This is a genomic window from Roseateles saccharophilus (genome assembly GCF_004342485.1).
GTDB lineage: Bacteria > Pseudomonadota > Gammaproteobacteria > Burkholderiales > Burkholderiaceae_C > Pelomonas > Pelomonas saccharophila.
This window is the reverse complement of the sequence record NZ_SMBU01000002.1, coordinates 90,861-116,524: the sequence shown is the minus strand read 5'-3', so window position 1 is coordinate 116,524 and position 25,664 is coordinate 90,861. Positions and strand designations below refer to the sequence as shown.

Here is a 25,664-nt window from a genome sequence, read left to right as displayed (position 1 = left end):
GCGCGGATTATTCGCGGCGGCGCGAATGGCCGAAGCGCCGCATCATGAAGCGCAGCACCTGGCGCTGCTCGCCGTCCAGCGCGTCGAAGAACTCGGCGAAGGCCGTGATGACGCCCGGGCCGGCGGCGCGCAGCGCGTCGAGCCTGGCGTCCAGCAACTGCTGGGCCGATTCGCGCGGGAACTGCTCGCCGGCGATGAGGCCGGCCAGCTCGGGGCCGCGGGCCAGTCCCTTCAGCGCGGCGCGTTGCTGCTGGAGCTGACCGAACCAGGCGGCGAGAAGGCGCTGCTGCTCCGCGTCGAGGTCCAGCTTGGCGCCTACGCGAGCGGCGATGTGTTCGACGAAGCCGTCAGCGTCTGCGTGGCGGCCGAAAGGATGGCCATGACGGCCGTGGCCCATGGAGTGATGGTGGAAGTCGTGATGTGCTTGCCAGCGACGAAAGAAGTTCATGGCCTGCTCTCTGGGGCGCTCGAGGCCCGGTGGTTGGGACGGTGTTCATCATTCCGGCCGGCCCTCCCGGGAGCATCTCGACGCGGTATCACCGGGTTTCGTTTTGTATCGGGGTCGACCCTTAAAATCGCCGACCCTGCCTACCGCCCGCCCAGCCGAGACCAGCCCCGTGACCGAACTCGCCAAGTCCTTCGAACCCGCCGCCCTGGAAGCCCACTGGGGCCCTGCCTGGGAAGCCGCCGGCCTGTACGCGCCGACCCTGGACACGGCCAAGCCCTCGTTCAGCATCCAGCTGCCGCCGCCCAATGTGACCGGCACGCTGCACATGGGCCATGCCTTCAACCAGACCGTGATGGACTCGCTGACGCGCTACCACCGCATGCGCGGCTTCAACACGCTGTGGGTGCCGGGCACGGACCACGCCGGCATCGCGACGCAGATCGTCGTCGAGCGCCAGCTGCAGGCTGCCGGCCAGAGTCGCCACGACCTGGGCCGCAAGAATTTCGTCGCCCGCGTGTGGGACTGGAAGCAGGAGAGCGGCAACACCATCACCAGCCAGATGCGCCGCTTGGGCGACTCGGTGAGCTGGGGCCACGAGTACTTCACGATGGACGAGAAGCTCTCGAGCGTCGTCGTCGAGACTTTCGTGCGCCTGTACGAGGAAGGCCTGATCTACCGCGGCAAGCGCCTGGTGAGCTGGGACCCCATCCTGCAGTCCGCCGTGTCGGACCTCGAAGTCAGCTCCGAGGAGGAAGACGGCTCGCTGTGGCATATCCGCTATCCGCTCGCCGACGGCAGCGGCTCCGTCGTCGTGGCCACCACGCGGCCCGAGACCATGCTGGGCGACGTGGCCGTCATGGTCCACCCCGAGGACGAACGCTATGCCGCGCTGATCGGCAAGCTCGTGAAGCTGCCGCTGACCGAGCGCGAGATCCCCGTCATCGCCGACGACTATGTGGACCGCGAGTTCGGCACCGGCGTCGTCAAGGTCACACCGGCCCACGACACCAACGACTACGCCGTCGGCCAGCGCCATGGCCTGCCGATGATCTCGGTGCTGGACCTGCAGGCCCGCATCAACGACAACGCCCCCGTGACCTACCGCGGCCTGGACCGTTTCGTCGCCCGCAAGCGCGTCGTCGCCGACCTGGAGGCCCTAGGCCTGCTCGTCGAAGTCAAGAAGCACAAGCTGCAGGTGCCGCGCTGCGAGCGCACCGGCCAGGTCATTGAGCCCATGCTGACCGACCAGTGGTTCGTCGCCGTCACCAAGCCGAGCGCCGACGGCAAGAGCATTGCCGACAAGGCCATCGCCGCCGTCGAGACCGGCGCGGTCAAGTTCCACCCCGAGCAGTGGGTCAACACATACAACCACTGGATGGGCAATCTGCAGGACTGGTGCATCTCGCGCCAGCTCTGGTGGGGCCACCAGATCCCGGCCTGGTATGGCAGCGGCGGCGAGCTCTTCGTCGCGCGCAGCGAGGAGGAGGCCCAGGCTCGCGCCAAGGCTGCCGGCTACCTGGGCGAACTGACCCGAGACCCCGACGTGCTGGACACCTGGTACTCGTCGGCCCTGGTGCCGTTCTCGACGCTGGGCTGGCCCGAGAAGACGCTGGAGCAGCAGCTCTTCCTGCCCTCCTCCGTGCTCGTGACCGGCTACGACATCATCTTCTTCTGGGTCGCCCGGATGATCATGATGACGACCCACTTCACCGGCCAGGTGCCCTTCAAGGACGTCTACATCCACGGCCTCGTGCGCGACTCGCAGGGCCAGAAGATGAGCAAGTCCGAAGGCAATGTGCTGGACCCGGTCGACCTCATCCAGGGCTGCGACCTGGAGACGCTGACGAAGAAGAGCACCACCGGCCTGCGCAAGCCCGAGACGGCGCCCAAGGTGGCGGCGCGCGTGAAGAAGGAGTTCCCCGAGGGCATGCCGGCCTACGGCGCCGACGCGCTGCGCTTCACGATGGCGAGCTACGCGACGCTCGGCCGCAACATCAACTTCGACACCAAGCGCTGCGAGGGCTATCGCAACTTCTGCAACAAGCTCTGGAACGCGACGCGCTTCGTGCTGATGAACACCGAGGGCCACGACTGCGGCCTCGCTCACGACCAGGGCGCCTGCCCGCCGGGCTACAACGTCTTCAGCCAGGCGGACCGCTGGATCACCAACGAGCTGCAGCGCGTCGAGGCCGCCGTCGCCCAGGGCTTCGCCGAGTACCGCCTCGACAACGTCGCCAACAGCATCTACAGCTTCGTCTGGGACGAGTACTGCGACTGGTATCTGGAAATCGCCAAGGTGCAGATCCAGACCGGCGGCGAAGCCGAGCAGCGCGCCACGCGCCGCACGCTGATCCGCGTGCTGGAGACGACGCTGCGCCTGCTGCACCCGGTCGCGCCCTTCATCACCGAGGAGCTGTGGCAGGCCGTCGCGCCCATCGCCGGCCGCAAGACGGCGGACTACGTCGGCCAGGCGCCCTACCCCGTGGCCCAGCCCGAGCGCATCGACGCGGATGCCGACGCCTGGATGGCCCAGCTGAAGGAAGTCGTCGGCATCACGCGCAGCCTGCGCGGCGAGATGGCGCTGAGCCCCAGCGACCGCGTGCCGCTGCTGGTGGGCGGCGACCTGTCCTTCCTGACCGAGGCCGCCGCCGTGCTCAAGGTGCTGGCCAAGCTCAGCGCCGTCGAGCTGATCGCCGACGACGCCGGGTTCGCCAGGCAGAGCGCCACGTCGCCTGTGCTGGTGCACGGCGCGGCCAAGCTGGCGCTGAAGGTCGAGATCGACGTCGAGGCCGAGCGCGCCCGTCTGACGAAGGAAGTCACGCGCCTGGAAGGCGAGATCGCCAAGGCCGAGGCCAAGCTCGGCAACGAGAGCTTCGTCGCCCGCGCGCCGGCTGCCGTCGTCGAGCAGGAGCGCGCCCGCGTGGCCGGCTTCAAGGAGACAGTGGCGCGACTGCGTGAGCAGCTCGCCCGCCTGCCCGCCTGAGCGGCCGGGTCAGTAAAAGCCCAGCTCGGCCTTCGCCCGGGCCTTGTTGCCGGCAGGCGGCCCGCCCAGCAGGGCGTCGATGCCACGCGCCACGGCCCAGGCCGCGCGCACGCGCGACTCGCGCGTCGTGCCGGCCAGGCGCGGCGTCACCTGCAGCGTCGTGAGGCCATGCAGAGGCTGGCCCGATTCCAGCCAGCCCGGCTCCATGCTGTCGAACCAGGCCGCCCGCAGCGGCCCCGCGCGCAGGGCGTGGGCCAGCGCGGCCGGGTCCACCAGGCCCGAATGGCTGAGGTTGACCAGCACCTGGCCCGCCCGGGCGCCCTCCAGCTGGCGCGCGCCGACAAGGCCGCGAAAGCGCTGGAAATAGGGCAGCAGCAGCACCAGGCCATCGCTGTGCTCCAGCAGCTCGGCCAGGCTGACGGCCTCGATGCCCCAGCGCACCCAGATGGCGTCGCTCGGGTGCAGGGCCGGGTCGTAGCCGATGACCCGCGAGCCGAAGGCATGCAGCAGCTGGGTCAGCACCTCGGCGGTGGGTGTCAGGCCCAGGATGCCTATCGTCGAGCAGCCCAGCTCGCGGCCGACCTTGAGGCCGTCGCTGCCCTCGACCGGCACGCGGCGCAGCAGGCTCAGCAGCGCGCCGATGACGAACTCGGCCTCGGCGCTGGCGGTGGACGCCTGCGAACGCACGACGTCCACACCCGCCTTGCGGCAGGCCTCGAGATCGATGTTGTCGGCCCCGCCGCTGGCACGGCCGATGGCGCGCAGGCTGCGCGCGCCGCGCAGCAGCTCGGCGTCGATGCGAACCTCCGGCGGCGCCACGAGCGCGCGCGAGCCCTGCAGCGCCTCCCGCAGGCCGTCCGGGTCGCCGACGAGTTCGGGGGCGAAGCGCGCGTCATGGCGCTCGGCCAGCCATTGCACGGCCTCGGCTTCGAGGGGTTCCAGGATCAAGACGGTCATCGGGGCAGCGGGGCTGATTCGAGGGTCAGACCGTCACAACCCGCGTGACACAATCGCCGCGCCCTCGATCAAACCAGTGTACCCATGGCCTCCTCGACCTTCCCGCCGATCACCAAAGCCATCTTCCCGGTCGCTGGCCTCGGCACCCGTTTCCTGCCGGCCACCAAGGCCCAGCCCAAGGAGATGCTGCCGGTCGTCGACAAGCCGCTGATCCAGTACGCGGTCGAGGAAGCCTACGAGGCCGGCGTGCGCGAGATGATCTTCGTCACCGGCCGCCACAAGCGCCCCATCGAAGACCATTTCGACATGACCTTCGAGCTGGAAGTCGCGCTGGAGCAGGCCGGCAAGCAGGAGCTGCTCGACGTCGTGCGCAGCGTCAAGCCCGACGACATGGAATGCATCTATGTGCGCCAGGCCCAGGCCCTGGGCCTCGGCCATGCGGTGCTCTGCGGCCAGCGCCTGGTGGGCAACGATCCCTTCGCCGTGCTGCTGGCCGACGACCTGATGGTCGGCCCCCAGCCCGGCCGCGGCATCCTGAAGCAGATGGTCGAGCATTTCGCCGAGTGGCGCGCCTCCATCCTGGCCGTACAGGAAGTGCCGGCCGAGCACACCCGGCGCTACGGCATCGTGGCCGGCAACCAGGTCAACGACTGCCTGATGGACGTGAACCGCATCGTCGAGAAGCCGGCTCCCGAGGTTGCGCCGTCGCGCCTGGGCGTGGCCGGCCGCTACATCCTGACGCCGGGCGTCTTCCACGAGATCGCCAACCAGCCGCGCGGCGTGGGCGGCGAGATCCAGCTCACCGACGGCATCGCCGGCCTGCTGCGCCGCGAGAAGGTGTTCGCCTACCGCTACGAGGGCAAGCGCTATGACTGCGGCAGCAAGGAAGGCTTCCTGCAGGCCAATGTCGAACTGGCCCTGGCCCACCCGCAGCTCGGGCCGGGCTTCAGGGAATTCCTGCAGGGCCTCGGGCTCTAAGCCCACCCCCTACCGGCTTCGCCGGCCCCCTCAAGGGGGTGCTGCCAATGGCCCGGCAAAGCTGGTTCCACGGCAGCCGCTTGGGAAGGCACCAGGCGCCAAGTCGCTTATCTTCTGCGCAACACATGGATGAACTCGTCGGCCCGGGTTTCCTGGGCCACGAGTTCATTGCCGGTCTGGCGCGCAAAGGCCTGGAAGTCGCGCATCGAACCGGGGTCGGTCGCGACGATGCGCAGCAGCTCGCCGCTGTGCATCTCGGCCAGGGCCTTCTTGGCCTTCAGGATGGGCAGGGGGCAGTTCAGGCCCCGGGTGTCGAGTTCGCGTTGGACATCCATGCCGACATTCTCACACCGCGGGCTCCAGCCACTGCGGCTCGATGCCGCGCGAGCGCAGCCAGGTCGCCAGCGCCTGGCCCGTGCCCTGCGGCCAGCAGCGCACATCCGCGGGGGCGATGAGCTTGTACTCGGCCAGCTCGGGCGACAGGCGGATCTCGCCGCGCGCCGCCGCGTGGTAGGCAATGATGATCTGGTTCATGCGCTGGAAGTCCCAGACGCCCAGCAGGCCGAGGTGCTCGACCTCCAGCGCGGTCTCCTCGGCGATCTCGCGGCGGATGCCGTTCTCGGGCGTCTCGCCGGCCTCCAGGAAGCCGGTGATGAGGCCGAAGAAGCGCCCCGGCCAGGCCGCGTTGCGGGCCAGCAGCACCCGGCCTTCGCGGTCCGTGCATTCGATGACGGCGGCCAGCACCGGCGTCGGGTTGTTCCAGTGCGTGAAGCTGCAGGCCGGGCAGCGCAGGCGCTGCCTGTCGCCGCCGTCCTCGGCCGCCATGACCAGCGCCAGCTCGGCGGCGCAGGACGGGCAGAACCTGAACGCCCCCTCGCTCATGCGGGGAAGACGCCCGTCGACAGGTAACGGTCGCCGCGGTCGCAGACGATGAAGGCGATGGTCGCGTTCTCGACGGTCTTCGCGATCTGCAGCGCCACCCAGCAGGCGCCCGCGGCGGAGATGCCGGCGAACAGGCCTTCCTCGCGCGCCAGGCGGCGCGCCATGTCCTCGGCGTCGGCCTGGCTGACCAGCACCAGCTCGTCCACGCCGCTGGGGTCGTAGATCTTGGGCAGATAGGCCTCGGGCCATTTGCGGATGCCGGGGATGCGCGAGCCCTCGGCCGGCTGCGCGCCGACGATGCGCACGGCCGGGTTCTTCTCCTTCAGGAAGCGCGAAACGCCGGTGATGGTGCCCGTCGTGCCCATCGCGCTGACGAAGTGGGTGATGCGCCCGCCGGTGTCCTTCCACAGCTCGGGGCCGGTGGTCTCGTAGTGCACGCGCGGGTTGTCGGCGTTGGCGAACTGGTCCAGCACGCGGCCCTTGCCCTCGGCGGCCATCTGCTCGGCCAGGTCGCGCGCGTATTCCATGCCGCCGGTGCGCGGCGTCAGGATCAGTTCGGCGCCGAAGGCCTTCATCGTCTGCGCGCGCTCGATGGAAAGGTCCTCCGGCATGATCAGCACCATGCGGTAGCCGCGGATGGCCGCGGCCATCGCCAGTGCGATGCCGGTATTGCCCGAGGTCGCCTCGATCAGCGTGTCGCCGGGCTTGATCTCGCCGCGCTCCTCGGCGCGCCTGATCATGCTGATGGCCGGGCGGTCCTTGACCGAGCCGGCCGGGTTGTTGCCTTCCAGCTTGGCCAGGATCACATTGCCGCGTGCATCGGGGCCGGGCAGGCGCTGCAGGCGCACCAGGGGGGTTGCGCCGATGACGTCTTCGAGGGTCGGGTAGTTCATGGCGGCGATTGTGCAACCGGGCGCAAAGCCCGAGGCTTGGCGAGTGCATAATCCAGCCCCTCGCCGCAATGGCGAGATCAGCTGTTTCCGACGGGCCTCGGTGGCGAAATCGGTAGACGCAGGGGACTCAAAATCCCCCGCCGCAAGGTGTGCCGGTTCGAGTCCGGCCCGAGGCACCAGACGAAACAGACGCCCCTTCCCCCTGGCATACACTCGCCCGACAAGCGCCGGCCCTCCCGGTGCAAGCGCCTTCTCCAGGCGCAATGCCGCGCCCTCATGCCCCCGCTGCCTCCGGTCACCAAAGCCTTCCTGCTGGCTTGCGTCGGTGCCTTCTGCTTCTTCCAGCTCTTTCCCGCGCTGGAACCCTGGTTCGAACTCTGGCCACTGGCCTCCGGCGGCTTCATGCCCTGGCAGCTGCTGAGCTATGCCTTCCTGCATGGCAGCTTCACGCACCTGCTGTTCAACATGCTGGGCCTGTGGATGTTCGGTGGCGGGCTGGAGCGGGTCTGGGGGCCGCGCCGCTACACGCAGATCCTGGTCGCCAGCACGCTGACCGCCGCCGTCGTGCAGCTGATCTTCACCTGGGCCATCGGCGCGCACTCGCCGACGGTGGGCGCCTCGGGCGCCATCTTCGGCCTGCTGCTGTCCTTCGGCATGCTGTTCCCGAATCGCATCATCGTGCCGCTGATCCCGCCCATCCCGATGAAGGCCAAGGTCTTCGTCGCGATCTTCGGCGGGCTGGAGCTCATCCTCGGCTTCAACGGCAGCAGCGGCGTCGCCCATTTCGCCCACCTCGGCGGCATGCTGGGCGCCTGGCTGCTGATCCGCTATTGGCGCACGCCGCGCCGGCGCTAAAGCCCATCGGCCGGCGTCGGGTAGTGCAGCTTCAGGCGCAGTTCGCGCTTGAGTCGCTGATTCGCCAGCCGGCGTGATTCGCTCCAGAAGCTCAGCGCCATCGCGCCCATGCGCTCCGCAGCCTCGGCCCGCGTGATGCGCTCGGGGCGAGGCAGGCCGGCCAGGTCGGCGGCCAGGTCGAAGTAGTCGCCCATCAGCAGCTGGCTGTCGTCGCAGACGTTGACGGCCCGCTGGGGCAGGCCGCGCAGCAAGGCCAGCAGGCAGGCGCGCGCCAGGTCGTCGGCGTGGATGTGGTTGGTGAACACGTCGTCCTCGCGCCTGAGCACCGGTGTGCCACGCGCCAGGCGCTCGCGCGGATGGCCGCCCTCGCGGTCGCGCGCGTAGATGCCGGGGATGCGCAGCAGGCTCACGCGCGTGCCGTGGCGGCGGCCGAAGGCGCGCAGTTGGGCCTCGGCATCGACACGGCGGCGCGCGCGGTCGGTCGCCGGGTTCGGCGCACGCGTCTCGTCAATGGAGTCCCCGCCGCAGTCGCCATAGACGCCAGTCGTGCTCGCGTAGACGAGTACCCGCGGCGGCCTGAGCGCCAGGGCCGCCAGCAGATGGCGGGTGCGCAGGTCCGCGTCGCCGTCGCGCGCCGGCGGCGCCAGATGCAGCACCAGGTCGGCTAGGCCGGCCAGGCGGCCCAGCGTCGCCGGGTCGTCGAGATTGCCCACCAGCGGCACGGCGCCGGCCGCGCGCAGCTCGCCGGCACGCGTGACGCTGGAGGTCAGCGCGAACACGCGCCAGCGGCCCGCCAGGGCTTCAAGCACGCGCAGGCCGACGTCGCCGCAGCCGATGATCAATAGCCTCGGGGTGGTCATTCGGGGGTCGGGCAAAATGGCGGGCAGTCTACGGCCCCGGACTCCTCTGCGGGGCCGCTGCTTTTTGCCCTCTTCATGTCCCATCAGATCACCATCCAGCCCGCCGGCCGCGTCTACTCCACCGAGGGCGACGACACCCTGCTCGCCGCCGCCATCCGCAACGGCGTCGGCCTGCCCTATGGCTGCAAGGACGGCGCCTGCGGCTCCTGCAAGAGCAAACTGCTGGAAGGCGCCGTCATTCACGGCAACCACCAGCCCAAGGCGCTGTCCGCCGAGGAAGAAGCCGCCGGCTTCATCCTGACCTGCTGCGCCCGGCCGCAGACGGACTGTGTCGTCGAGGCCCGCACGGTGCCCGGCGCCGGCGAGTTCCCGGTGCTGAAGCTGCCCACGCGCGTCGTGGCCATCATGAAGCCCGCGCCGGACGTGGCCGTGCTGACGATGCAGCTGGCCGCCAACCAGAACTTCCAGTTCCGCGCCGGCCAGTACGTCGAGTTCATCCTGCGCGATGGTTCGCGCCGCAGCTATTCGATGGCCAATGCGCCGCACTCGCTGCCGGGCCAGATCGAGCTGCACATCCGCCACATGCCCGGCGGCAAGTTCACCGACCATGTCTTCGGCGCGCTGAAGGAGAAGGACATCCTGCGCATGGAAGGCCCGTTCGGCAGCTTCTTCCTGCGCGAGGACGCGACCCAGCCCATCGTGCTGCTGGCCAGCGGCACGGGCTTCGCACCCATCAAGGCCATCATCGAACGCGCCCGCCACATCGAGTCCAAGCGCCCCATGGTGCTGTACTGGGGTGCTCGCAAGCAGGCCGACCTCTATCTGAACGACTGGGCAGCCCGGGTTGCCGCCGAGTGGCCGCTGCTGCGCTACGTGCCCGTGCTGTCGGAGCCCGAGGCCGGCTGGGCGGGCCGCACCGGCTTCGTCCACCAGGCCGTCATGGCCGATCTGCCGGACCTCTCCGGCCATCAGGTCTATGCCTGCGGCGCGCCGGTCATGGTCGACGCCGCGCACCAGGACTTCGTCGCGCGGTGCAGGCTGCCGGAGAATGAGTTCTACGCGGACGCCTTCACGTCCGAAGCAGACAAGCACGCCAACGGCTGAGCCTGCCATGTTCGAGCCGCCCTGGACCGATCCGGCCGACCTTGTCGGTGCACTCAGGCGCGACGGCGAGGCCGTGCTGGCGCCGTCATCTCTGGACGTGCTGGGCGCGTCGGCGGCCGAGCTTGAGGCCTTGCGCCCCTGCTGGGAAGACCTCCCGCCCGACGGCTATCTGAAGGACGGCGGCCGCTACCGCTTCCGCCGCCACGGCTGCTTCGTCGCCGACGGCGCCACGCTGACGTTGGCACCGCACCGCGCCCATTGGCAGCCGGTTGACTACAACGCGCTGCACGGCGGCATCCAGCGCTGGTATGTGCCGCTGGCCCAGGAGATGGCCGCGTCGCCGGCCTGGACGGCCCTGCTGCTCGGCCTGGCCCGCGTGGCCTCGCAGCTCAAGGGCGAGCAGCCCTGGTTCATCGAGGCCCATCCTTTTCGCATCGACACCAGCGACGGCATCGGCCGCCCGACGCCCGAGGGCGCCCACCGCGACGGTGTGGACCTGGTCGCCGTGCTGCTGGTCGGCCGCCACCAGATCAAGGGCGGCGAGTCGCGCGTCTTCGAGGCCAAGGGCCCGGCCGGCCAGCGCTTCACGATGACGGCACCGTGGACGCTGCTGCTGCTGGACGACGAACGCGTGATCCACGAGACCACGCCCATCCAGCCCCTGGCCGCGGGCGAGCGCGGTTGGCGCGATACCTTGGTCATCACCTTGCGAAGCCGCGGATTCCAGGGTCCGTAAAATCCCGAACGGCCACGCCAAAAGCGTGGCCGTTCTGCAATCCACTGCCGCGCCAAAAGCGCCGACCGTCATGACCCCCATCTCCCTCTTCGGCCTGCCCGAGCAAGCCCCCCATGAGCGCGTGCTGCTCGCCACCGACCCGGCCACCGGCCTGAAGGCCATCCTCGCCGTGCACAGCACCGCCCGCGGCCCCGCCTTCGGCGGCTGCCGCCTGTGGCACTACGAATCCGAGGCCGCCGCGCTGAACGACGCGCTACGACTGTCCCAGGGCATGAGCCTGAAGAACGCGCTGGCCGACCTGCCCTTCGGCGGCGGCAAGGCCGTCATCCTGAAGCCCGAGGGCCAGTTCGACCGCCCCGCCCTGTTCGCCGCCTTCGGCCGCGCCGTGCAATCGCTGAACGGCGCCTACATCACCGCCGAAGACGTCGGCACCACGACCGCCGACATGCGTGGCATGCAGGCCGTGACGCCCTATGTGAGCGGCATTCCGCGCGAAGGTGCCTTCGGCGGCGACCCCAGCCCCAAGACGGCCTGGGGCGTGTTCGTCTCGATCCGCGCCGGCGCCCGCCTCGTGCTGGGCCGCAGCTCGCTCGAGGGCGTGCGCGTCGCGCTGCAGGGCCTGGGTGCGGTCGGCTGGCATCTGGCCGAGTTCCTGCACCAGGCCGGCGCCAAGCTGGTCGTCGCAGACGTGGACACCGCCAAGGTCGAGCGCGCCGTCGCGCAGTTCGGCGCCGTGGCCGCCCATGTCGGCGAGATCCTGGCCGCCGACGTCGACGTGCTGGCGCCCTGCGCCCTGGGTGCCTCGCTGAACGAGCAGACCGTGCCCGCCATCCACGCCAAGCTGATCGCCGGCGCCGCCAACAACCAGCTCGCGACGCCGGCCGACGGCGACGCGCTGCAGCGCCGCGGCATCTGCTACCTGCCCGACTACCTGGTGAATGCCGGCGGCATCATCAGCGTCGCCCGCGAGTACCGCAACGAGGGCGAGGAACAGGCCGTGATGGCCGAGGTCAGCAAGATCGCCGAGCGTGTGGAAGAGCTGCTGCAGCGCGTGCAGGCGGCCGACTCGACGCCGGCCCGCGTGGCCGACGACTGGGCCCGCTCCAAGCTCGTGCGCCCGGCCTGAACCGCGTTGCCGCCCATCGGGCGGCAGGCTTGGGCCTAACGAGACCTCGAGGTGCCGCATACAACCCGCGGCAGAGGGCGCTGGCATTCCGGGCCGAGCGCTGGGCCGCTCCCAAGCCGGCCCGCGCTGGCGATGTGCTCGCGGCTCAATGCCGCAAGCATCGCCGTCCCCTCGGGGGACCGACTAGGCTCGCCCGCGTTCAGCGCGGCGAGATTTGGGCGAGGGGCAGCAGTCTAGAGAGCTCTCTCGAATCCAGGGTTTCCCCAGGGCAGTTGTGACCTGCTGGCGACAGGGCACTGCTCACAATCCGCGCCGGTTACGCACGATTACCCCGGAGACAAGCCCATGCAACGAAACCCACGCCCCGTGGTGCGCCCACTGCTGGCCGCCATCGCCCTGCTGCCCCTGGCCCTGACGGCTCAGGCCGCCGGCTACCGCTTCGGCACGCAGAGCGCCGCCGCCGAAGGCACGGCCAATGCCAACGGTGCCGAGGCTGCCGATGCGAGCACGCTGTTCGCCAACCCCGCCGGCATCACGCGCCTGGGCAAGGGCTGGAACTTCTCCGGCGTGCTGGACTACGTCGATCCCAAGACGCGCTTCACGGACGAAGGCTCCACCATCTCGCTGCCCGGCTCGGGCCTGCAGCCGCGCGCCATCGGCACCGTCGGCGACACGATGAGCTTCGCCAAGCCCCAGGTGGTGCCGCACGCCTACCTGAGCTACCAGGGGGACAACGGCCTGGCCTACGGCCTGGGCGTGTTCGTGCCCTGGGGCACCAAGCTCAACTACCCGGCCAACTGGGGTGGGCGCTACAACCTGCAGTCGGTCGAGCTGAAGTCGCTGTCGATCAACCCCAACATCGCCTGGAAGGCCGCGCCCGAGCTGTCGCTGGCCGCCGGCCTGAACATCCAGTACATGGAAGGCAAGCTGAAGCGCGCGGTGCCTTATGCCTCCGTCTACGCGGCCGGCCTGCTGGGCGCCGCCCACCAGGCGGCCGTCGGCGGCGCGCCTGGCCTGGCCCTGCAGCTGCAGCAGCAGGCCGCGCAGGTCTTCGGCGACCCGAGCTACGACGGCTCCATCGCCGTCGACGGCTCGAACTGGGGCCTGGGCTTCAACCTCTCCCTGCTGTGGGAGCCCGCGGCAGGTTCGCGCGTCGGCGTGAGCTACCGCAGCAGCGTCGCGCAGAAGCTGCGCGGCCATGCCGACTGGACCCAGCCGACCAACCTGCCGGCCGCCGTGCTGGCCGCCATCACGGCCGCGCCCTACAACGGCGTGACCGCGCTGGACCACAACGACTCCGACGCCAGCCTGTCGGTGCGCACGCCCGAATCGCTGTCGGCGCACGGCTTCCAGCAACTGACGCCCAGCGTCGCCATCATGGGCGACTTCACCTTCACGCGTGACTCGCGCCTGAAGCAGCTGCGCATCGACTTCGCCAACACGACAGCCGACTCCATCACCGCCGAGCACTGGAAGGACAGCACCAAGGTCTCCATCGGCGCGCAGTGGAAGGCCCTGCCCTCGCTGATGCTGCGCACCGGCTACAGCCGCGACCTGTCGCCCGTGCCGTCGGCCACGCGCAGCCCGGCGCTGCCCGACGCGGCCCGCACCTGGTTCGCGCTGGGCGCCAACTGGGCCTTCATGGACAACGCCAGCGTCGACTTCTCCTTCGGCCACGTGAAGCTGAAGGATGCCGCGATGAACGCCACCGACGACGGTGACGGCGAGACACCCTGCAACTGCTCCTTCGCGACCGCACGCGGCAACTACGCCACCAAGGCCACCGTCTTCGGTGTCCAGTTCAACTACAAGTTCTGAGGAGGCGGCACATCATGGATCGTCGCAATTTCCTTCGTCGCAGCGCCGCCCAGGCCGGCGCCCTGATCACCGCCTCCACGGCCCTGTCCAGCCTCGTCGGCTGCGGCGGTGGCGGCGACGCCGGCACGCCCATCCAGCCGCTGCCGGCCACCTTCCCGGGCTCCAGCACGGCGCTGCCGACGACGACCGCCGCGAGCGGCGCGTTCAAGTTCCCGCAGTCGGTCGCCTCGGGCGACCCCAAGCCGGACGGCGCCGTACTGTGGGCCCGCGTGGTGCCCAGCAGCGCCGATGACGTGGCCACCGCCACCGGCGCCGGCAGCTACAACGTCACGCTGAAAATCACCAGCGCCGACAACAGCGCCAACCTCGGCACCACCACCGCGCTGAGCGGCAGCATCGATGCCACCGCCGACGTGCCGGTCTACGAGTTCTACGACCACACGCTGCGCCACCAGATCAGCGGCCTGAAGCCGGCCACGGTCTACTACTACCAGTTCACCGCCGGCAGCGGCATGTCACGCGTGGGCCGCTTCAAGACGGCGCCGGCTGCCGACGCCGACATCAGCGCGCTGAACTTCGCCTACATGACCTGCCAGGACTGGAGCGTCAACCACTGGGCCGGCCTGGATGCGATGGCGCAGGAGAACGTGGACTTCGTCGTCCACCTGGGCGACTACATCTACGAGGCCGTCGGCGCCAGCTACCAGACCGGCGGCGTCGAGAGCGCCCATGCGGCGCTGACCCTGCCCGATGGCACGGCCCTGCCCACCGGCGGCATGTATGCGACGACGCTGGCCGACTACCGCTTCCTCTACAAGCGCTACCGCACGGACCGCCGCCTGCAGAACCTGCATGAGCGCTTCGCCTTCATCGCGATCTGGGACGACCACGAGTTCAGCGACGACTGCTGGCAGGACCGCGAGACCTACGACAACGGCACGTTCAACGCGACGACCGGCGTCGGCGACAACACCGAGCAGATGCCGCGCCGCCTGGCCGCCAGCCAGGCCTGGTTCGAGAACATGCCGGCCGACATCAGCTTCACGCTGGACCCGGGCCAGGGCATCACCGGCATCCGCATCTACCGCGACCTGAAGTTCGGCAAGCTGATGCACCTGGTCATGACCGACCAGCGCCTCTACCGCGCCGACCACATCATCCCGGAGGCCGCGCCCAACCCGCTGACCGGCCAGCAAATCGGCTCCATCGGCGCGCGCTACATGGTGCCGCAGACCTCGCTGGTCCAGGTCGAGGCGGCCAAGATCGCGGCCGGCGCCTCGCTGCCCGACCCGCTGGCCCTGGTCAGCATGCTTGGCGGTGCGCAGCGCCAGTGGTGGGTGCAGACCATGACCACCTCCACCGCGCAGTGGAAGGTCTGGGGCAACGAGGTCTCGCTGCTGCGCATGGGCATCGACGGCGCCAAGATCCCGACCGCACCGGCCGCGTTCAAGCAGAAGTTCCTGCTCGACTGCGACCAGTGGGACGGCTTCAACGCCGAGCGCAAATACCTGATGGGCCAGCTGCTGGCCAAGGGCGTGCAGAACGTCGTCGCCGTCACCGGTGACATCCACGCCTTCTACGCCGGCGTCGTGATGGCCGACTACGACGCCGCCACGCCCGTGCCGGCGCTGGTCGACCTCGTCACGGCCGGCGTGTCCAGCAACTCCAACTTCAGCTACTTCTACGGCGCGGCCACCCAGCCGTCGTTCGCGGCACTGAAGCCGCTGGTCGCGACCAGCGAGGCCGAGGCCGAAGGCATCGCCATCCAGATGCTGAGCGCGGCCATCGCGATCGGCGCCGGTGTGACCGACCTGAGCAACACGGCCGCCATCCAGGCCGCGGTCGCCGCCGCCATCGGCGCCGGCCTGGTGCCGGCTGCTGCATTCGCGCCGACGAGCTCACTGTCAAAGGCCGTCATCAACACCTTCGACGAGTCTCAGGCCGGCACGATGGGAACCATCGTCGCTAACACCATCGCCGGCCTGGCCGCCGCGAGCAAGTCGGTCGCCGCGATGACGCTCTACGGCCTGATCCAGCAGAAGCTGGCCGCGGCCCTGGGCATCCCGGCCTCCTATGTGCCTGCGTCGGAGATCGTCAAGCGGTTGAACCCGTTCGCGAACTCGACGACCGGCGTGACACCGACGGTCAACAACCCGTGGATCCGCCATGTCGACAGCGATGCCCAGGGCTATGCCGTGGTCACGCTGAGCAAGACCGAGCTGCTGTGCGACTTCAAGAAAGTGGCAAAGCAGGTGGGTGGTGTGGCACCCAGCGTGCCGGTGGCCAATGTCACGCGCGTGCGCGTGGCGGCGGGCGTCACGGACGTCAGCATCGTCTGACGGCGCCGCTCGGGGCCCGTGCGGCCGGCCTGGTGATCCCGGGCCGGCCGCTTTTTTTTCAGCGCGCCTTGCGGCCCACCTCGCCAGCCCGCCCGGTGCCGTCGGGGTGGAGGGACTGCACTCTGCCCCCGCGCCACGCGCCCAGCAGGCGCGCCCGGCCTCGAGGAGCGGCCGCGGGGAAGGACTTCATTCCCCGAGGTAGGCCGCCCTCACCTTGGGGTCGTCGAGCAGCGCGCGGCCCTCGCCGGTCATCGTGACCTCGCCGGACTCCATCACATAGCCGCGGTTGGCCAGCTCCAGCGCACGGCTGGCGTTCTGCTCGACGAGCAGGATGGTCACGCCCTGCTGGTGGATGTCGTTCACGACCTCGAAGATCTTGTCCACCATGATGGGCGACAGGCCCATCGACGGCTCGTCCAGCAGCAGCACCTTGGGGCGGGCCATCAGCGCGCGGCCCATGGCCAGCATCTGCTGCTCGCCGCCGGACATCGTGCCGGCCAGCTGCTTGGCGCGCTCCTTCAGCCGCGGGAACAGGCCGAAGACCTTGTCCATGTCGGACTGGATCTCGCCGTCGTTGCGGTTGTAGGCGCCCATCTGCAGGTTCTCGATGATGGTCATGCGCGTGAAGGTGCCGCGGCCCTCGGGCACCATCACCAGGCCCTTCTTGGCCAGGTCCCAGGCGCCACGGCCTTTGATGGATTCACCGAGATAGCTCACGTCGCCGGACGCAATGGGCTGCAGGCCGGTGACGGCCTTCAGCGTCGTCGTCTTGCCCGCGCCGTTGGCGCCGATCAACGACACCAGTTCGCCCTCGCGCACCTCGAAGTCCACGCCCTTGACGGCCTGGATGCCGCCGTAGGCCACCTTCAGGCCGCTGACCTTGAGCAGGGTTTGCTTTGTTGTCATATCACTCTCTCGATTCACGTCGTGAATTCCCCAGCAGCGCCGGTGGAACTGGCTTTGCCAGGCCACTCGGTGCGCCCCTTGAGGGGGAGCGCGAAGCGCTACGGGGGTCGGTCATCAGTGAGGCTTGTGGCCAGCGCCCAGATAGGCTTCGATGACCTTCTCGTTGCTCTGCACCTCGGCCGGCGTGCCTTCGGCGATCTGCTTGCCGTAGTCCAGCACGGTCACGCGGTCGCACAGGCCCATGACCAGCTTCACGTCGTGCTCGATCAGCAGGATGGTGCGGCCGTCGTTACGGATGCGGTCGATCAGCTCGCGCAGCACGACCTTCTCGGTTGCGTTCATGCCGGCGGCGGGCTCGTCCAGCGCGATCAGCTGCGGGTCGGTGGCCAGGGCGCGGGCGATCTCCAGGCGGCGCTGGTCGCCATAGCTCAGCGTGCGGGCCTTGTACTCCGCGTACTTGCCGATACCGACATAGTCCAGCAGCTCCTGGGCACGCGCCCGGATCGCTGCCTCCTCGGCCTTGAAGGCCGGCGTGCGCAGCACGGCGCCGATCAGGCCGGACCTGGTGCGGATGTGGCGGCCGACCATCACGTTCTCCAGCGCCGTCATGTCGGCGAAGAGGCGGATGTTCTGGAAGGTGCGCGCGATGCCGGCCTTGGCGACCTGGTGCACGGCCTGCGGCGTGTAGGGCGTACCGCCGAGCGAGAAGCTGCCGCCATCGGGCACATACAGGCCCGTGATGACGTTGAAGAAGGTCGTCTTGCCGGCGCCGTTGGGGCCGATCAGGCCGTAGACCTGGCCGCGGCGGATCTGGATGCCGACGTCGGACAGGGCCTGCACGCCGCCGAAGCGCTTGGACGCGCCGCTGACGTTGAGAACGATGTTGTCGTGGGTGCTCATGATGTCGACCTCCTCACTTGGCCGCGGATGGCGCGCCCTTGCCGTGCTCGGGCGATGGCCACAGGCCACGCGGGCGGATCAGCATGATGATGATCATGGCCAGCGCGGTCAGCAGCTGGCGCAGGATGGACGCGTCCAGCCGGCCGTCCGTCATCTGCTGCAGCGGGCCGGCGACATAGCGCAGCACTTCGGGCATGGCCGACAGCAGCAGTGCGCCGAGGATGACGCCCGGGATGTGGCCGATGCCGCCCAGCACGACCATCGCGACGATCATGACCGACTCCTGCAGGCTGAAGGACTCGGGCGACACGAAACCCTGGAAGCTCGCGAACATCGCACCCGACACGCCGCCGAAGGTGGCGCCCATGCCGAAGGCCAGCAGCTTCAGGTTGCGGGTGTTGATGCCCATGGCCTTGGCGGCGATCTCGTCCTCGCGGATGGCCATCCAGGCGCGGCCGATGCGCGAGTTCTCGAGCCGGTAGCAGATCACCACGGCCGCCACCACCAGCAACAGGAAGAGGTAGTAGTACAGCGTCACCGAGGGCAGCGTGTAGTCGCCGATCTGCAGTGACTTGCCCAGGTCCACGCCGAAGATGTGGAAGGCGTCGATCTGGCCGATGCCGCGCGGGCCGTTGGTGACGTTGGCCGGGTACTCCAGGTTGTTCAGGAACACGCGGATGATCTCGCCGAAGCCGAGCGTGACGATGGCCAGGTAGTCGCCGCGCAGCTTCAGCGTCGGCGCCCCCAGCATGACGCCGAAGAAGGCCGCCAGCGCCGCGCCCGCCGGGATGACGAGCCAGATCGGCGAGTGCAGGCCGTTCGGGAAGGCGGCCTGGATGGCCTCGAAGTTCTCGCTGAGATGGGGGCTGGCCATCAGCGCGAACATATAGGCGCCCACCGCGTAGAAGGCGACATAGCCCAGGTCCAGCAGGCCGGCGTAGCCGACGACGATGTTCAGGCCCAGGGCCAGCAGCACATAGAGCAGGGCCAGGTCGATGATGCGAACCGGGCCGTTGCCGAGTTGCTGCGCGAACAGCGGCACGACCAGCAGGCCGATGCCGGCTGCCAGAAAGGTCAGAAGTTTTTTGGCTTGCATAGTGAAGTCCCGAGAAAGCCTAGGCCATGGGCCGATGGATCGAGCGGACACCGCGGAACCGGCTTTGCCGGGCCGCAGGTGTCGCCCCCTCGAAGGGGGCGCGCGAAGCGCGTAGGGGGTGAGCCATCACGCGCGGTCTGCCACGCGCTCGCCGAGCAGGCCGGAAGGCCGCAGCGTCAGCACCAGGATGAGGGCGATGAAGGCGAAGATGTCGGCGTAGTTGCTGCCCAGCACGCCACCGGTCAGGTCGCCGAGGTAGCCGGCGCCGATGGCTTCGATCAGGCCCAGCAGCACGCCACCCACGACGGCGCCGGCCAGATTGCCGATGCCGCCCAGCACCGCGGCCGTGAAGGCCTTCAGGCCGGGCATGAAGCCCATGGTGTGCTGCACGGTGCCGTAGTTGGCTGCCCACATCAGACCGGCCACGGCGGCCAGTGCGGCGCCGATGACGAAGGTGGTGGAGATGATGAAGTCCGGCTTCACGCCCATCAGGCCGGCCACGCGCGGGTTCTCGGCGGTGGCGCGCATCGCGCGGCCCAGCTTCGTGTAGTTCACGAGGTACATCAGGCCCGCCAGGATGACGACCGTGAGGCCGAGGATCAGGCACTGCGTGACCGTGATGACGGGGCCGCCGAGGTCGAAGGGATCGGTGGGCAGCAGCAGCGGGAAGGGTTTCGGGTTCGGCTTCCAGATGATCATCGCGACCACCTGCAGCAGCAGCGACATGCCCATTGCCGTGATCAGCGGCGCCAGCCGCGGCGCGCTGCGCAGCGGTCGGTAGGCGATCTTCTCGACCGAGAAGTTCAGCACCGCGCAGACGACGATGGCGCAGGCCAGGCCGATCAGCATCAGCAGCCAGCCTGGCATGCCAGTGTCGGCCAGCGCACTGACCACGGTCCAGCTGACCATGGCGCCGACCATCAGGACCTCGCCGTGCGCGAAGTTGATGAGGTTGATGATGCCGTAGACCATCGTGTAGCCGAGGGCGACGAGGGCATACATGCTCCCCAGCACCAGGCCGTTGATGATCTGTTGAATCAGAGTCTCCATAAGGGCTCCAGAAGATTTTGTTGGGCGCAGCATGCGCCAGGCGACCCGGGATAAATCGCAACCCTCGTGCCAAAACACGCCATCGGGCAAGGTTTCAAGGGTATTCACCGACGGTATGAAACGGCCGGGCGTTCGATCCGGCCCAAGACAGCGGCTGCGGTCGGATGTCACGAGTGTGGAACAGCAAAACCTGGGCGGAAATCCGCACAAACCGCAGCGCGGCTGGGCGGTTCTTCGCCAGGCCTCAAAAAACCGCCGCCGGGGCTGCCCGCAGGCGCACGGCGTGGGCACACTAACGGCCGTCCGTCATGCCCGCGCCCTCTTCCCCGTCCCCGCTGCGCGCTCGCGCCCGGCTTCTCAGCCGGCTGCCGAGCCGGCCCGGCTTCTACTTCTTCCTGACCGGCCTGCTGATGGTGCTGGGCTTCGTGCTCGCGCACCGCCTCAGTGAACGCAGCGGGCGCGAGCAGCTGTCGGCCCTGAGCACCGAGAGACTTGAGCTCTATGCCTCCAACCTCGCCGCCGAACTGGGCCGCCATGCCTCGCTGCCCAGCCTGCTGGCCATCGACCCGACGCTGCAGGCGCTGATGCTCGCGCCCGACAGCGCCGAGCGCCGCCACGCCGCCAGCCAGATGCTGGCCCGCGTCAATGTGCGCGCCGGCACCAACCAGATCTTCGTCGCCGACGGCCAGGGCCAGGTCTTGTCGGCCAGCGAGACCCTGACGCCGCCAGCCCGTCTGGCCGAGGCCCTGGTGCAGGACCGCCGCCACTTCTTCGCCGCCGACCCCAACACCGGCAGTACCGACTTCTACCTGCTGCATCCACTGCGCCAGGGCGGCCGGACCGCGGGCGTCATCGTCGTGCGCTTCAACCTCGCGCCGCTGGAGGCGACCTGGATCGACCTCGGCCTGCGCTCGCAGGGTGAACGCATCCTCGTCGCCGACGACCAGGACGTCGTCATCATGAGCTCGGTGCAGGCCTGGAAATACGCCGTGCTCGACCATGCCGATCCCTCGCGCCGCAAGGCCCTGCAGGCCAGCGCCCGCTACCCGCAGTCCATCGGCCCCGACCTGGAGCTGCCCGCCTCGCTCGAGGTGCACCAGGGCCAGCAGGTGCAGCTGCCGCTGCCCGGCGCCCGCCCCATGCTGGCCCAGCAGCGCCAGATCGTGCCGCTCGGCCTGCGCCTGGTGGCGCTGTCGGACCTGACCGAGGTGAAGCAGCGCGCCCAGATCGCGGCCTGGGGCGGCGCGGCCTTCGGCGCCAGCGTCGGCCTGGCGGCGCTCTACCTCGCCTCGCGGCGGCGCGCGCTGCGCCAGCTCACCAAGGCCCAGACCGAGCTGCAGCAGGCCCATGGGCAGCTGGAGCAGCTGGTGGACAGCCGCACGGCCGAGCTGCGCCAGACCAACGATGCGCTGAAGAGCCAGATCGCCCAGCGCCTGCAGACCGAGGGCGAGCTGCTGCAGGCCAGCAAGCTCGCGGTGCTGGGCCAGATGTCGGCCGGCCTGTCGCACGAGGTCAACCAGCCTCTGACGGCGCTGCGCGCGCTGGCGCGCAACTCCATCCGCCTGCTCGAGAGCGGCCGCAACGACGCGGTGGCGGCCAACCTGCAGATCATGGACGATATGGTCGAGCGCATGAGCCAGATCACCCGCCAGCTCAAGAACTTTGCGCGCAAGGCCGACGAGCAGGCCGTGGGCAGCACCGCGCTGCTGGACTGCGTGCGCAACGCGCTGCTGCTGCTGGAGCACCGCAGCCGCACGCTGAACCTGCAGACCGAGGTCGACGTGCCCGCGGGCCTGCGCGTGCGCGCCGAGGCCAACCGGCTGGAACAGGTGCTGGTCAACCTCTTCGGCAACGCCATCGACGCAATGCAGCGGGAGAGCGAGCGGCGGCTGCGCGTGCAGGTCGTCGCGGAGGACGCCGGGCGGCGCGCGCTGGTGCGCGTGCAGGACAGTGGCGCGGGCCTGAGCGAGGCCGACCTGCAGCGCCTGTTCGAGCCCTTCTTCACGACCAAGCCGGCCGGCGAAGGCCTGGGCCTAGGCCTGGTCATCTCGGCCAAGATCGTGCATGAGTTCGGCGGCAGGCTGCGCGCCGAGCGCCTGGAGCAGGGCATGAGTTTCGAGTTCGACCTCGCCGTAGAAACCTGGGCGGCGACACCGGAGAGCGAAGATGTTTGAGGGCTACAAGGTCGTGTTCGTCGAGGACGACCTGCCGGTGCGGGTCAGCCTCACGCAGACGCTGGAACTGGACGGCTTCACGGTGCTGCCCTGCCGCAATGCCGAGGAGGCCCTGCCCCATATCCAGCCCGGCGCGCAGATCATCGTCGTCACCGACGTGCGCCTGCCCGGCATGGACGGCCGCGCGCTGCTGGCCCATGTGCAGGCCACCGACCCGGGCATCCCGACCATCCTCATCACGGCCCATGGCGACGTGGCCATGGCCGTGCAGTCCATGCGCGCCGGCGCCTACGACTTCATCGAGAAGCCCTTCGCGCCCGAACGCCTGCTGGACGTGGCTCGCCGCGCGCTGGACCTGCGCACGCTGCGCCATTCGGCCGACGAGCTGCGCGCCCAGCTACAGCGCGCCAGCGGCATCGAGGCCGCGCTGCTGGGCCAGTCGCCCGCGATGCAGCAGCTGCGCCGCCAGGTGCTGAACCTGGCCGGCACCTCGGCCGACGTGCTCATCGTCGGCGAGACCGGCACCGGCAAGGAGCTGGTGGCCCGCTGCCTGCACGACCAGAGCCCGCGTCGCGACCGCCACTTCGTCGCCATCAACTGCGGCGGCCTGCCCGAGGCCCTGTTCGAGAGCGAGCTGTTCGGCCACGAGCCCGGCTCGTTCACCAGCGCGGCCAAGCGCCGCATCGGCAAGATCGAGCACGCCAACGGCGGCACGCTGTTGCTGGACGAGATCGAGACCATGCCCATCGCGCTGCAGATCAAGCTGCTGCGCGTGCTGCAGGAGCGCCGCGTCGAGCGCCTGGGCTCCAATGAGGAGCTGCCGGTCAATGTGCGCTTCATCGCAGCCAGCAAGTCCGACCTGCGCGAGCAGGCCGGCAAGGGCGAGTTCCGCAGCGACCTCTACTACCGCCTCAACATCGCCACGCTGCAGCTGCCGCCGCTGCGCGAGCGCCGCGAGGACATCCCGCTGCTGTTCGAGCACTTCGTCGCCCAGGCCTGCGCCCGCTACGAGCGCGCCGCGCCCGAGCTGACACCCGAGAAGATGCGCGAGCTGATCGCCCACGACTGGCCCGGCAATGTGCGCGAGATCCGCAACGCGGCCGACCGCTTCGTGCTGGCCCTGGACGACCTCGATCCCCAGGCCGCGCTGCAGGCCGTGCCGGCGCTCAACCTCGCGCGGCAGATGGACCTGATCGAGAAGACGCTGATCGAGCAGGCGCTGCGGCGCTGTGGCGGCAAGGTGCCGGCCGCGATGGAGCTGCTGGGCACGCCGCGCAAGACGCTGTACGACAAGCTGCACCGGCATGGCATCCAGATCGATGCCTTCCGCACGGATCAGCGATAGCGCTCGGGGTCCGGCGAGTCGGTCGGGTTGGCGATGACGCGGCGGAAGGCCGCGCTCATCGGCAGCTTCAGGTTGAGCCCCTGCGACGGCAGCGGCGACTCGAACCAGCGGCGGTAGATGGCGTGGATCTCGCCGCTGCGGTAGAGCCCGGCCAGCACCTCGTCCACCAGGGCCTTGAACTGCGGGTCGCCCTTGCGCAGGCCGATGGCATAGGGCTCGACGGTCAGCGCCTGGTCAGAGATGCGGTAGTCGTCCGCGCCCGGCCCCTGCTGGGCCAGCAGCGCGCGCAGCAGCACGTCGTCCATCAGGAAGGCCGAGGCGCGGCCGCTGCGCAGCAGCTGGAAGCCCTCGGGGTCGTCCAGGCCGCCGAGGATGCGGATGCCCAGGTCCTGCTGTTCGTTGACCTTGGCCAGGTGCTGGATGCTGGTCGTGCCGATGGTGGACGCCACGGCCATGCCGCGCAGGTCCGCGAGGCCCTGCACGCGGTCCGAGGCGCGCGTCATCAGCCGCGTCTCGGCGATGAAGATGGTCAGCGAGAAGGCCTGGTTGCGGGCGCGCTCGGCCGTGTGGGTCGTGATGCCGCACTCCAGGTCCAACGTGCCATTGATGACGAGCGGCATGCGCGTGGCCGAGGCCACCTCCACGCGGCGCACCTCCAGGTCGGGCAGCTGCAGCCGGCTGCGCACGGCGGCGACGATGCGGTCGCAGAGTTCCACCGTATAGCCGGTGGGCCGCAGCTGGGCGTCGAGATAGGAGAAGGGCAACGAGGCCGGCCGGTAGCCGATGACGATGACGCCGGTGTCACGCACGCGCGTGAGCGTGGGGCCGTCGGCCGCCTGGGCCGTCAGGCCGAAGCACAGCGCCGCCAGCGCCGCCAGCGCCGCGCTAGCCGCCAGCAGCCGCTTCATCGTCCAGCCGGCGCAGTTCGGCCAGCTTGTCGGCAATGCGCAGCTCCAGGCCGCGCGGCACGGGTTCGTACCAGCGCTCGCCTTCCAGCCCGTCAGGCAGGTATTGCTCGCCGGCCGCATAGGCATTGGGCTCGTCATGGGCGTAACGATAGGCCTTGCCATAGCCCAGCTCCTTCATCAGCCGCGTCGGCGCGTTGCGCAGGTGCACGGGCACCGGGCGGCTCTGGTCCTGTTTGATGAAGGCTCTGACCTCGTTGAAGGCCTTGTAGACCGCGTTGGACTTGGGCGCGATGGCCAGGTAGACGACGGCCTCGGCCAGCGCCAGCTCGCCCTCGGGTGAGCCCAGGCGCTCGTAGGCTTCGGCCGCGTCCAGCGTGATGCGCAGCGCGCGCGGATCGGCCAAGCCGATGTCCTCGCTGGCCATGCGGATCAGGCGGCGCGAGATGTAGCGCGCGTCCACGCCGCCGTCGAGCATGCGCGCGAACCAGTAGAGCGCGCCGTCGGGGCTGCTGCCACGCACCGATTTGTGCAAGGCCGAGATGACGTCGTAGAACTGGTCGCCGCCCTTGTCGTAACGGCGCAGCTGCTCGCCCAGGGCACGTTCCAGCAAGGCTTCGTCGATGGGTGCGCCTTGCGCCAGCGAAGCCGCCGTGTCGAAGGCGTTCAGCAGCCGGCGCGCATCGCCGTCGGCATAGCCGACGAGGCGCTGGGCCGCCTCGGGCGTGGGCGGCGCGACGCCCAGCTCGGCCGCACCGCGCTCGATCAGTTGGCCGAGTTCGTCGGCATCCAGGCTCTTGAGCACCTGCACGGTGGCGCGTGACAGCAGGGCCGAGTTGACCTCGAAGCTGGGGTTCTCGGTCGTCGCGCCGATGAAGGTGAAAAGGCCCGCCTCGACATGGGGCAGGAAGGCGTCCTGCTGCGACTTGTTGAAGCGGTGCACCTCGTCGACGAAGACCACCGTGCGCCGCCCCTGGGCCGCAGCGACCTGGGCGCGCTCGACCGCCTCGCGAATCTCCTTGACGCCGCCGAGCACGGCCGAGATCGCGATGAACTGAGCGTCGAAGGCGCCGGCCATCAGCCGCGCCAGCGTCGTCTTGCCGACACCCGGCGGGCCCCACAGGATCATGCTGTGCAGCCGGCCGGCGTCGAAGGCCACGCGCAGGGGCATGCCGGGCCCGAGCAGGTGGCGCTGGCCGATAACCTCGTCCAGCGTCTTCGGCCGCAGGCGCTCGGCCAGCGGGATGCCGGCGAGCGGCGCCGTCGGCGCTGCCCGCGCGGGCAGCGCCTCGTCGTCGTCGAAAAGCGA

Annotated in this window: 22 protein-coding genes and 1 tRNA gene; 11 read left to right on the top strand and 12 right to left on the bottom strand. The window is 69.6% G+C overall.

Translation table 11 applies throughout. The annotated features are described in order from the left end of the window. Positions 1–7: 7 nt before the first annotated feature. Positions 8–448, bottom strand: coding sequence for a hypothetical protein (locus EV671_RS02350; protein WP_132569646.1), 441 nt, complete (start codon positions 446–448; stop codon positions 8–10). Positions 449–617: 169 nt separating this feature from the next. On the opposite strand from EV671_RS02350, the gene EV671_RS02345 reads away from it, so the two are divergent. After that, on the top strand, positions 618–3,431 hold the full coding sequence (locus EV671_RS02345) for a valine--tRNA ligase (protein WP_132569644.1): 2,814 nt from the start codon (positions 618–620) through the stop codon (positions 3,429–3,431). Positions 3,432–3,440: 9 nt separating this feature from the next. Here EV671_RS02345 and EV671_RS02340 read toward each other — a convergent pair whose 3' ends face one another. After that, positions 3,441–4,388, bottom strand: a complete 948-nt coding sequence (locus tag EV671_RS02340) for an NAD(P)-dependent oxidoreductase (RefSeq protein WP_132569642.1) — start codon at positions 4,386–4,388, stop codon at positions 3,441–3,443. Positions 4,389–4,472: 84 nt separating this feature from the next. On the opposite strand from EV671_RS02340, the gene galU reads away from it, so the two are divergent. Further along, the gene (gene galU / locus EV671_RS02335; protein ID WP_132569640.1) at positions 4,473–5,366 is read left to right on the top strand and encodes a UTP--glucose-1-phosphate uridylyltransferase GalU; all 894 of its coding nucleotides are present in this window, start codon (positions 4,473–4,475) and stop codon (positions 5,364–5,366) included. A 107-nt stretch (positions 5,367–5,473) separates the two neighbouring features. On the opposite strand, the gene EV671_RS02330 is transcribed toward galU, so the two are convergent. The 3 genes from EV671_RS02330 to cysM are packed head-to-tail and all read right to left on the bottom strand — an operon-like array spanning position 5,474 to position 7,141. Next, the gene (locus EV671_RS02330; protein WP_132569638.1) at positions 5,474–5,701 is read right to left on the bottom strand and encodes a sulfurtransferase TusA family protein; all 228 of its coding nucleotides are present in this window, start codon (positions 5,699–5,701) and stop codon (positions 5,474–5,476) included. 10 nt (positions 5,702–5,711) lie between these two features. After that, the gene (locus tag EV671_RS02325; protein WP_132569636.1) at positions 5,712–6,248 is read right to left on the bottom strand and encodes an NUDIX hydrolase; all 537 of its coding nucleotides are present in this window, start codon (positions 6,246–6,248) and stop codon (positions 5,712–5,714) included. Next, the gene (gene cysM, locus EV671_RS02320; protein WP_132569634.1) at positions 6,245–7,141 is read right to left on the bottom strand and encodes a cysteine synthase CysM; all 897 of its coding nucleotides are present in this window, start codon (positions 7,139–7,141) and stop codon (positions 6,245–6,247) included. Before cysM ends, EV671_RS02325 begins: the two co-directional genes overlap by 4 nt. Before the next feature lie 94 nt (positions 7,142–7,235). On the opposite strand from cysM, the gene EV671_RS02315 reads away from it, so the two are divergent. Beyond that, positions 7,236–7,320 (top strand) — tRNA-Leu (locus EV671_RS02315). A 97-nt stretch (positions 7,321–7,417) separates the two neighbouring features. Beyond that, positions 7,418–7,996 (top strand): rhomboid family intramembrane serine protease, encoded by a 579-nt coding sequence (locus EV671_RS02310; RefSeq protein WP_132569632.1) that lies wholly within the window; start codon positions 7,418–7,420, stop codon positions 7,994–7,996. Here the strand turns inward: EV671_RS02310 and EV671_RS02305 are convergent. Then, positions 7,993–8,856: an NAD-dependent epimerase/dehydratase family protein gene (locus EV671_RS02305; protein ID WP_132569630.1), complete on the bottom strand. Its 864-nt coding sequence runs from the start codon at positions 8,854–8,856 to the stop codon at positions 7,993–7,995. The two genes, EV671_RS02310 and EV671_RS02305, sit on opposite strands and share 4 nt — an antisense overlap. A gap of 75 nt (positions 8,857–8,931) precedes the next feature. Here EV671_RS02305 and EV671_RS02300 point away from each other — a divergent pair, with 75 nt between their 5' ends. From EV671_RS02300 to EV671_RS02280, 5 genes are all read left to right on the top strand, one after another. Beyond that, complete coding sequence (locus EV671_RS02300; RefSeq protein WP_132569628.1) at positions 8,932–9,960, top strand: CDP-6-deoxy-delta-3,4-glucoseen reductase; 1,029 nt, start codon at positions 8,932–8,934, stop codon at positions 9,958–9,960. Positions 9,961–9,967: 7 nt separating this feature from the next. Next, on the top strand, positions 9,968–10,696 hold the full coding sequence (locus EV671_RS02295; protein WP_132569626.1) for a 2OG-Fe dioxygenase family protein: 729 nt from the start codon (positions 9,968–9,970) through the stop codon (positions 10,694–10,696). Between the two features lie 70 nt (positions 10,697–10,766). Continuing rightward, the gene (locus EV671_RS02290; RefSeq protein ID WP_132569624.1) at positions 10,767–11,822 is read left to right on the top strand and encodes a Leu/Phe/Val dehydrogenase; all 1,056 of its coding nucleotides are present in this window, start codon (positions 10,767–10,769) and stop codon (positions 11,820–11,822) included. Positions 11,823–12,167: 345 nt separating this feature from the next. Then, complete coding sequence (locus tag EV671_RS02285) at positions 12,168–13,640, top strand: OmpP1/FadL family transporter (RefSeq protein WP_132569622.1); 1,473 nt, start codon at positions 12,168–12,170, stop codon at positions 13,638–13,640. A gap of 14 nt (positions 13,641–13,654) precedes the next feature. Further along, the gene (locus tag EV671_RS02280) at positions 13,655–15,979 is read left to right on the top strand and encodes an alkaline phosphatase D family protein (protein WP_132569620.1); all 2,325 of its coding nucleotides are present in this window, start codon (positions 13,655–13,657) and stop codon (positions 15,977–15,979) included. Between the two features lie 186 nt (positions 15,980–16,165). On the opposite strand, the gene EV671_RS02275 is transcribed toward EV671_RS02280, so the two are convergent. The 4 genes from EV671_RS02275 to EV671_RS02260 form a co-directional block, all read right to left on the bottom strand. Further along, positions 16,166–16,885 carry an ABC transporter ATP-binding protein gene (locus EV671_RS02275; RefSeq protein WP_165917449.1) on the bottom strand — a complete coding sequence of 240 codons (720 nt, stop codon included), beginning with the start codon at positions 16,883–16,885 and terminating at the stop codon, positions 16,166–16,168. A gap of 114 nt (positions 16,886–16,999) precedes the next feature. Next, positions 17,000–17,785: an ABC transporter ATP-binding protein gene (locus EV671_RS02270; RefSeq protein ID WP_132569618.1), complete on the bottom strand. Its 786-nt coding sequence runs from the start codon at positions 17,783–17,785 to the stop codon at positions 17,000–17,002. Positions 17,786–17,798: 13 nt separating this feature from the next. Continuing rightward, a complete protein-coding gene (locus EV671_RS02265) occupies positions 17,799–18,881 on the bottom strand; it encodes a branched-chain amino acid ABC transporter permease (protein ID WP_132569616.1) in 1,083 nt (360 codons plus the stop codon). A 126-nt stretch (positions 18,882–19,007) separates the two neighbouring features. After that, positions 19,008–19,931, bottom strand: coding sequence for a branched-chain amino acid ABC transporter permease (locus EV671_RS02260; protein WP_132569614.1), 924 nt, complete (start codon positions 19,929–19,931; stop codon positions 19,008–19,010). Between the two features lie 308 nt (positions 19,932–20,239). Here EV671_RS02260 and EV671_RS02255 point away from each other — a divergent pair, with 308 nt between their 5' ends. Both EV671_RS02255 and EV671_RS02250 read left to right on the top strand, forming a co-directional pair. Further along, positions 20,240–22,105, top strand: coding sequence for a sensor histidine kinase (locus tag EV671_RS02255; protein WP_132569612.1), 1,866 nt, complete (start codon positions 20,240–20,242; stop codon positions 22,103–22,105). Next, the gene (locus EV671_RS02250) at positions 22,098–23,450 is read left to right on the top strand and encodes a sigma-54-dependent transcriptional regulator (RefSeq protein WP_132569610.1); all 1,353 of its coding nucleotides are present in this window, start codon (positions 22,098–22,100) and stop codon (positions 23,448–23,450) included. The genes EV671_RS02255 and EV671_RS02250 overlap by 8 nt, the downstream gene beginning before the upstream one ends. Here the strand turns inward: EV671_RS02250 and EV671_RS02245 are convergent. Both EV671_RS02245 and EV671_RS02240 read right to left on the bottom strand, forming a co-directional pair. Further along, complete coding sequence (locus tag EV671_RS02245) at positions 23,441–24,358, bottom strand: amino acid ABC transporter substrate-binding protein (protein ID WP_132569608.1); 918 nt, start codon at positions 24,356–24,358, stop codon at positions 23,441–23,443. The genes EV671_RS02250 and EV671_RS02245 overlap by 10 nt on opposite strands. Next, complete coding sequence (locus EV671_RS02240) at positions 24,336–25,640, bottom strand: replication-associated recombination protein A (protein ID WP_132569851.1); 1,305 nt, start codon at positions 25,638–25,640, stop codon at positions 24,336–24,338. Before EV671_RS02240 ends, EV671_RS02245 begins: the two co-directional genes overlap by 23 nt. Positions 25,641–25,664: the final 24 nt, after the last annotated feature.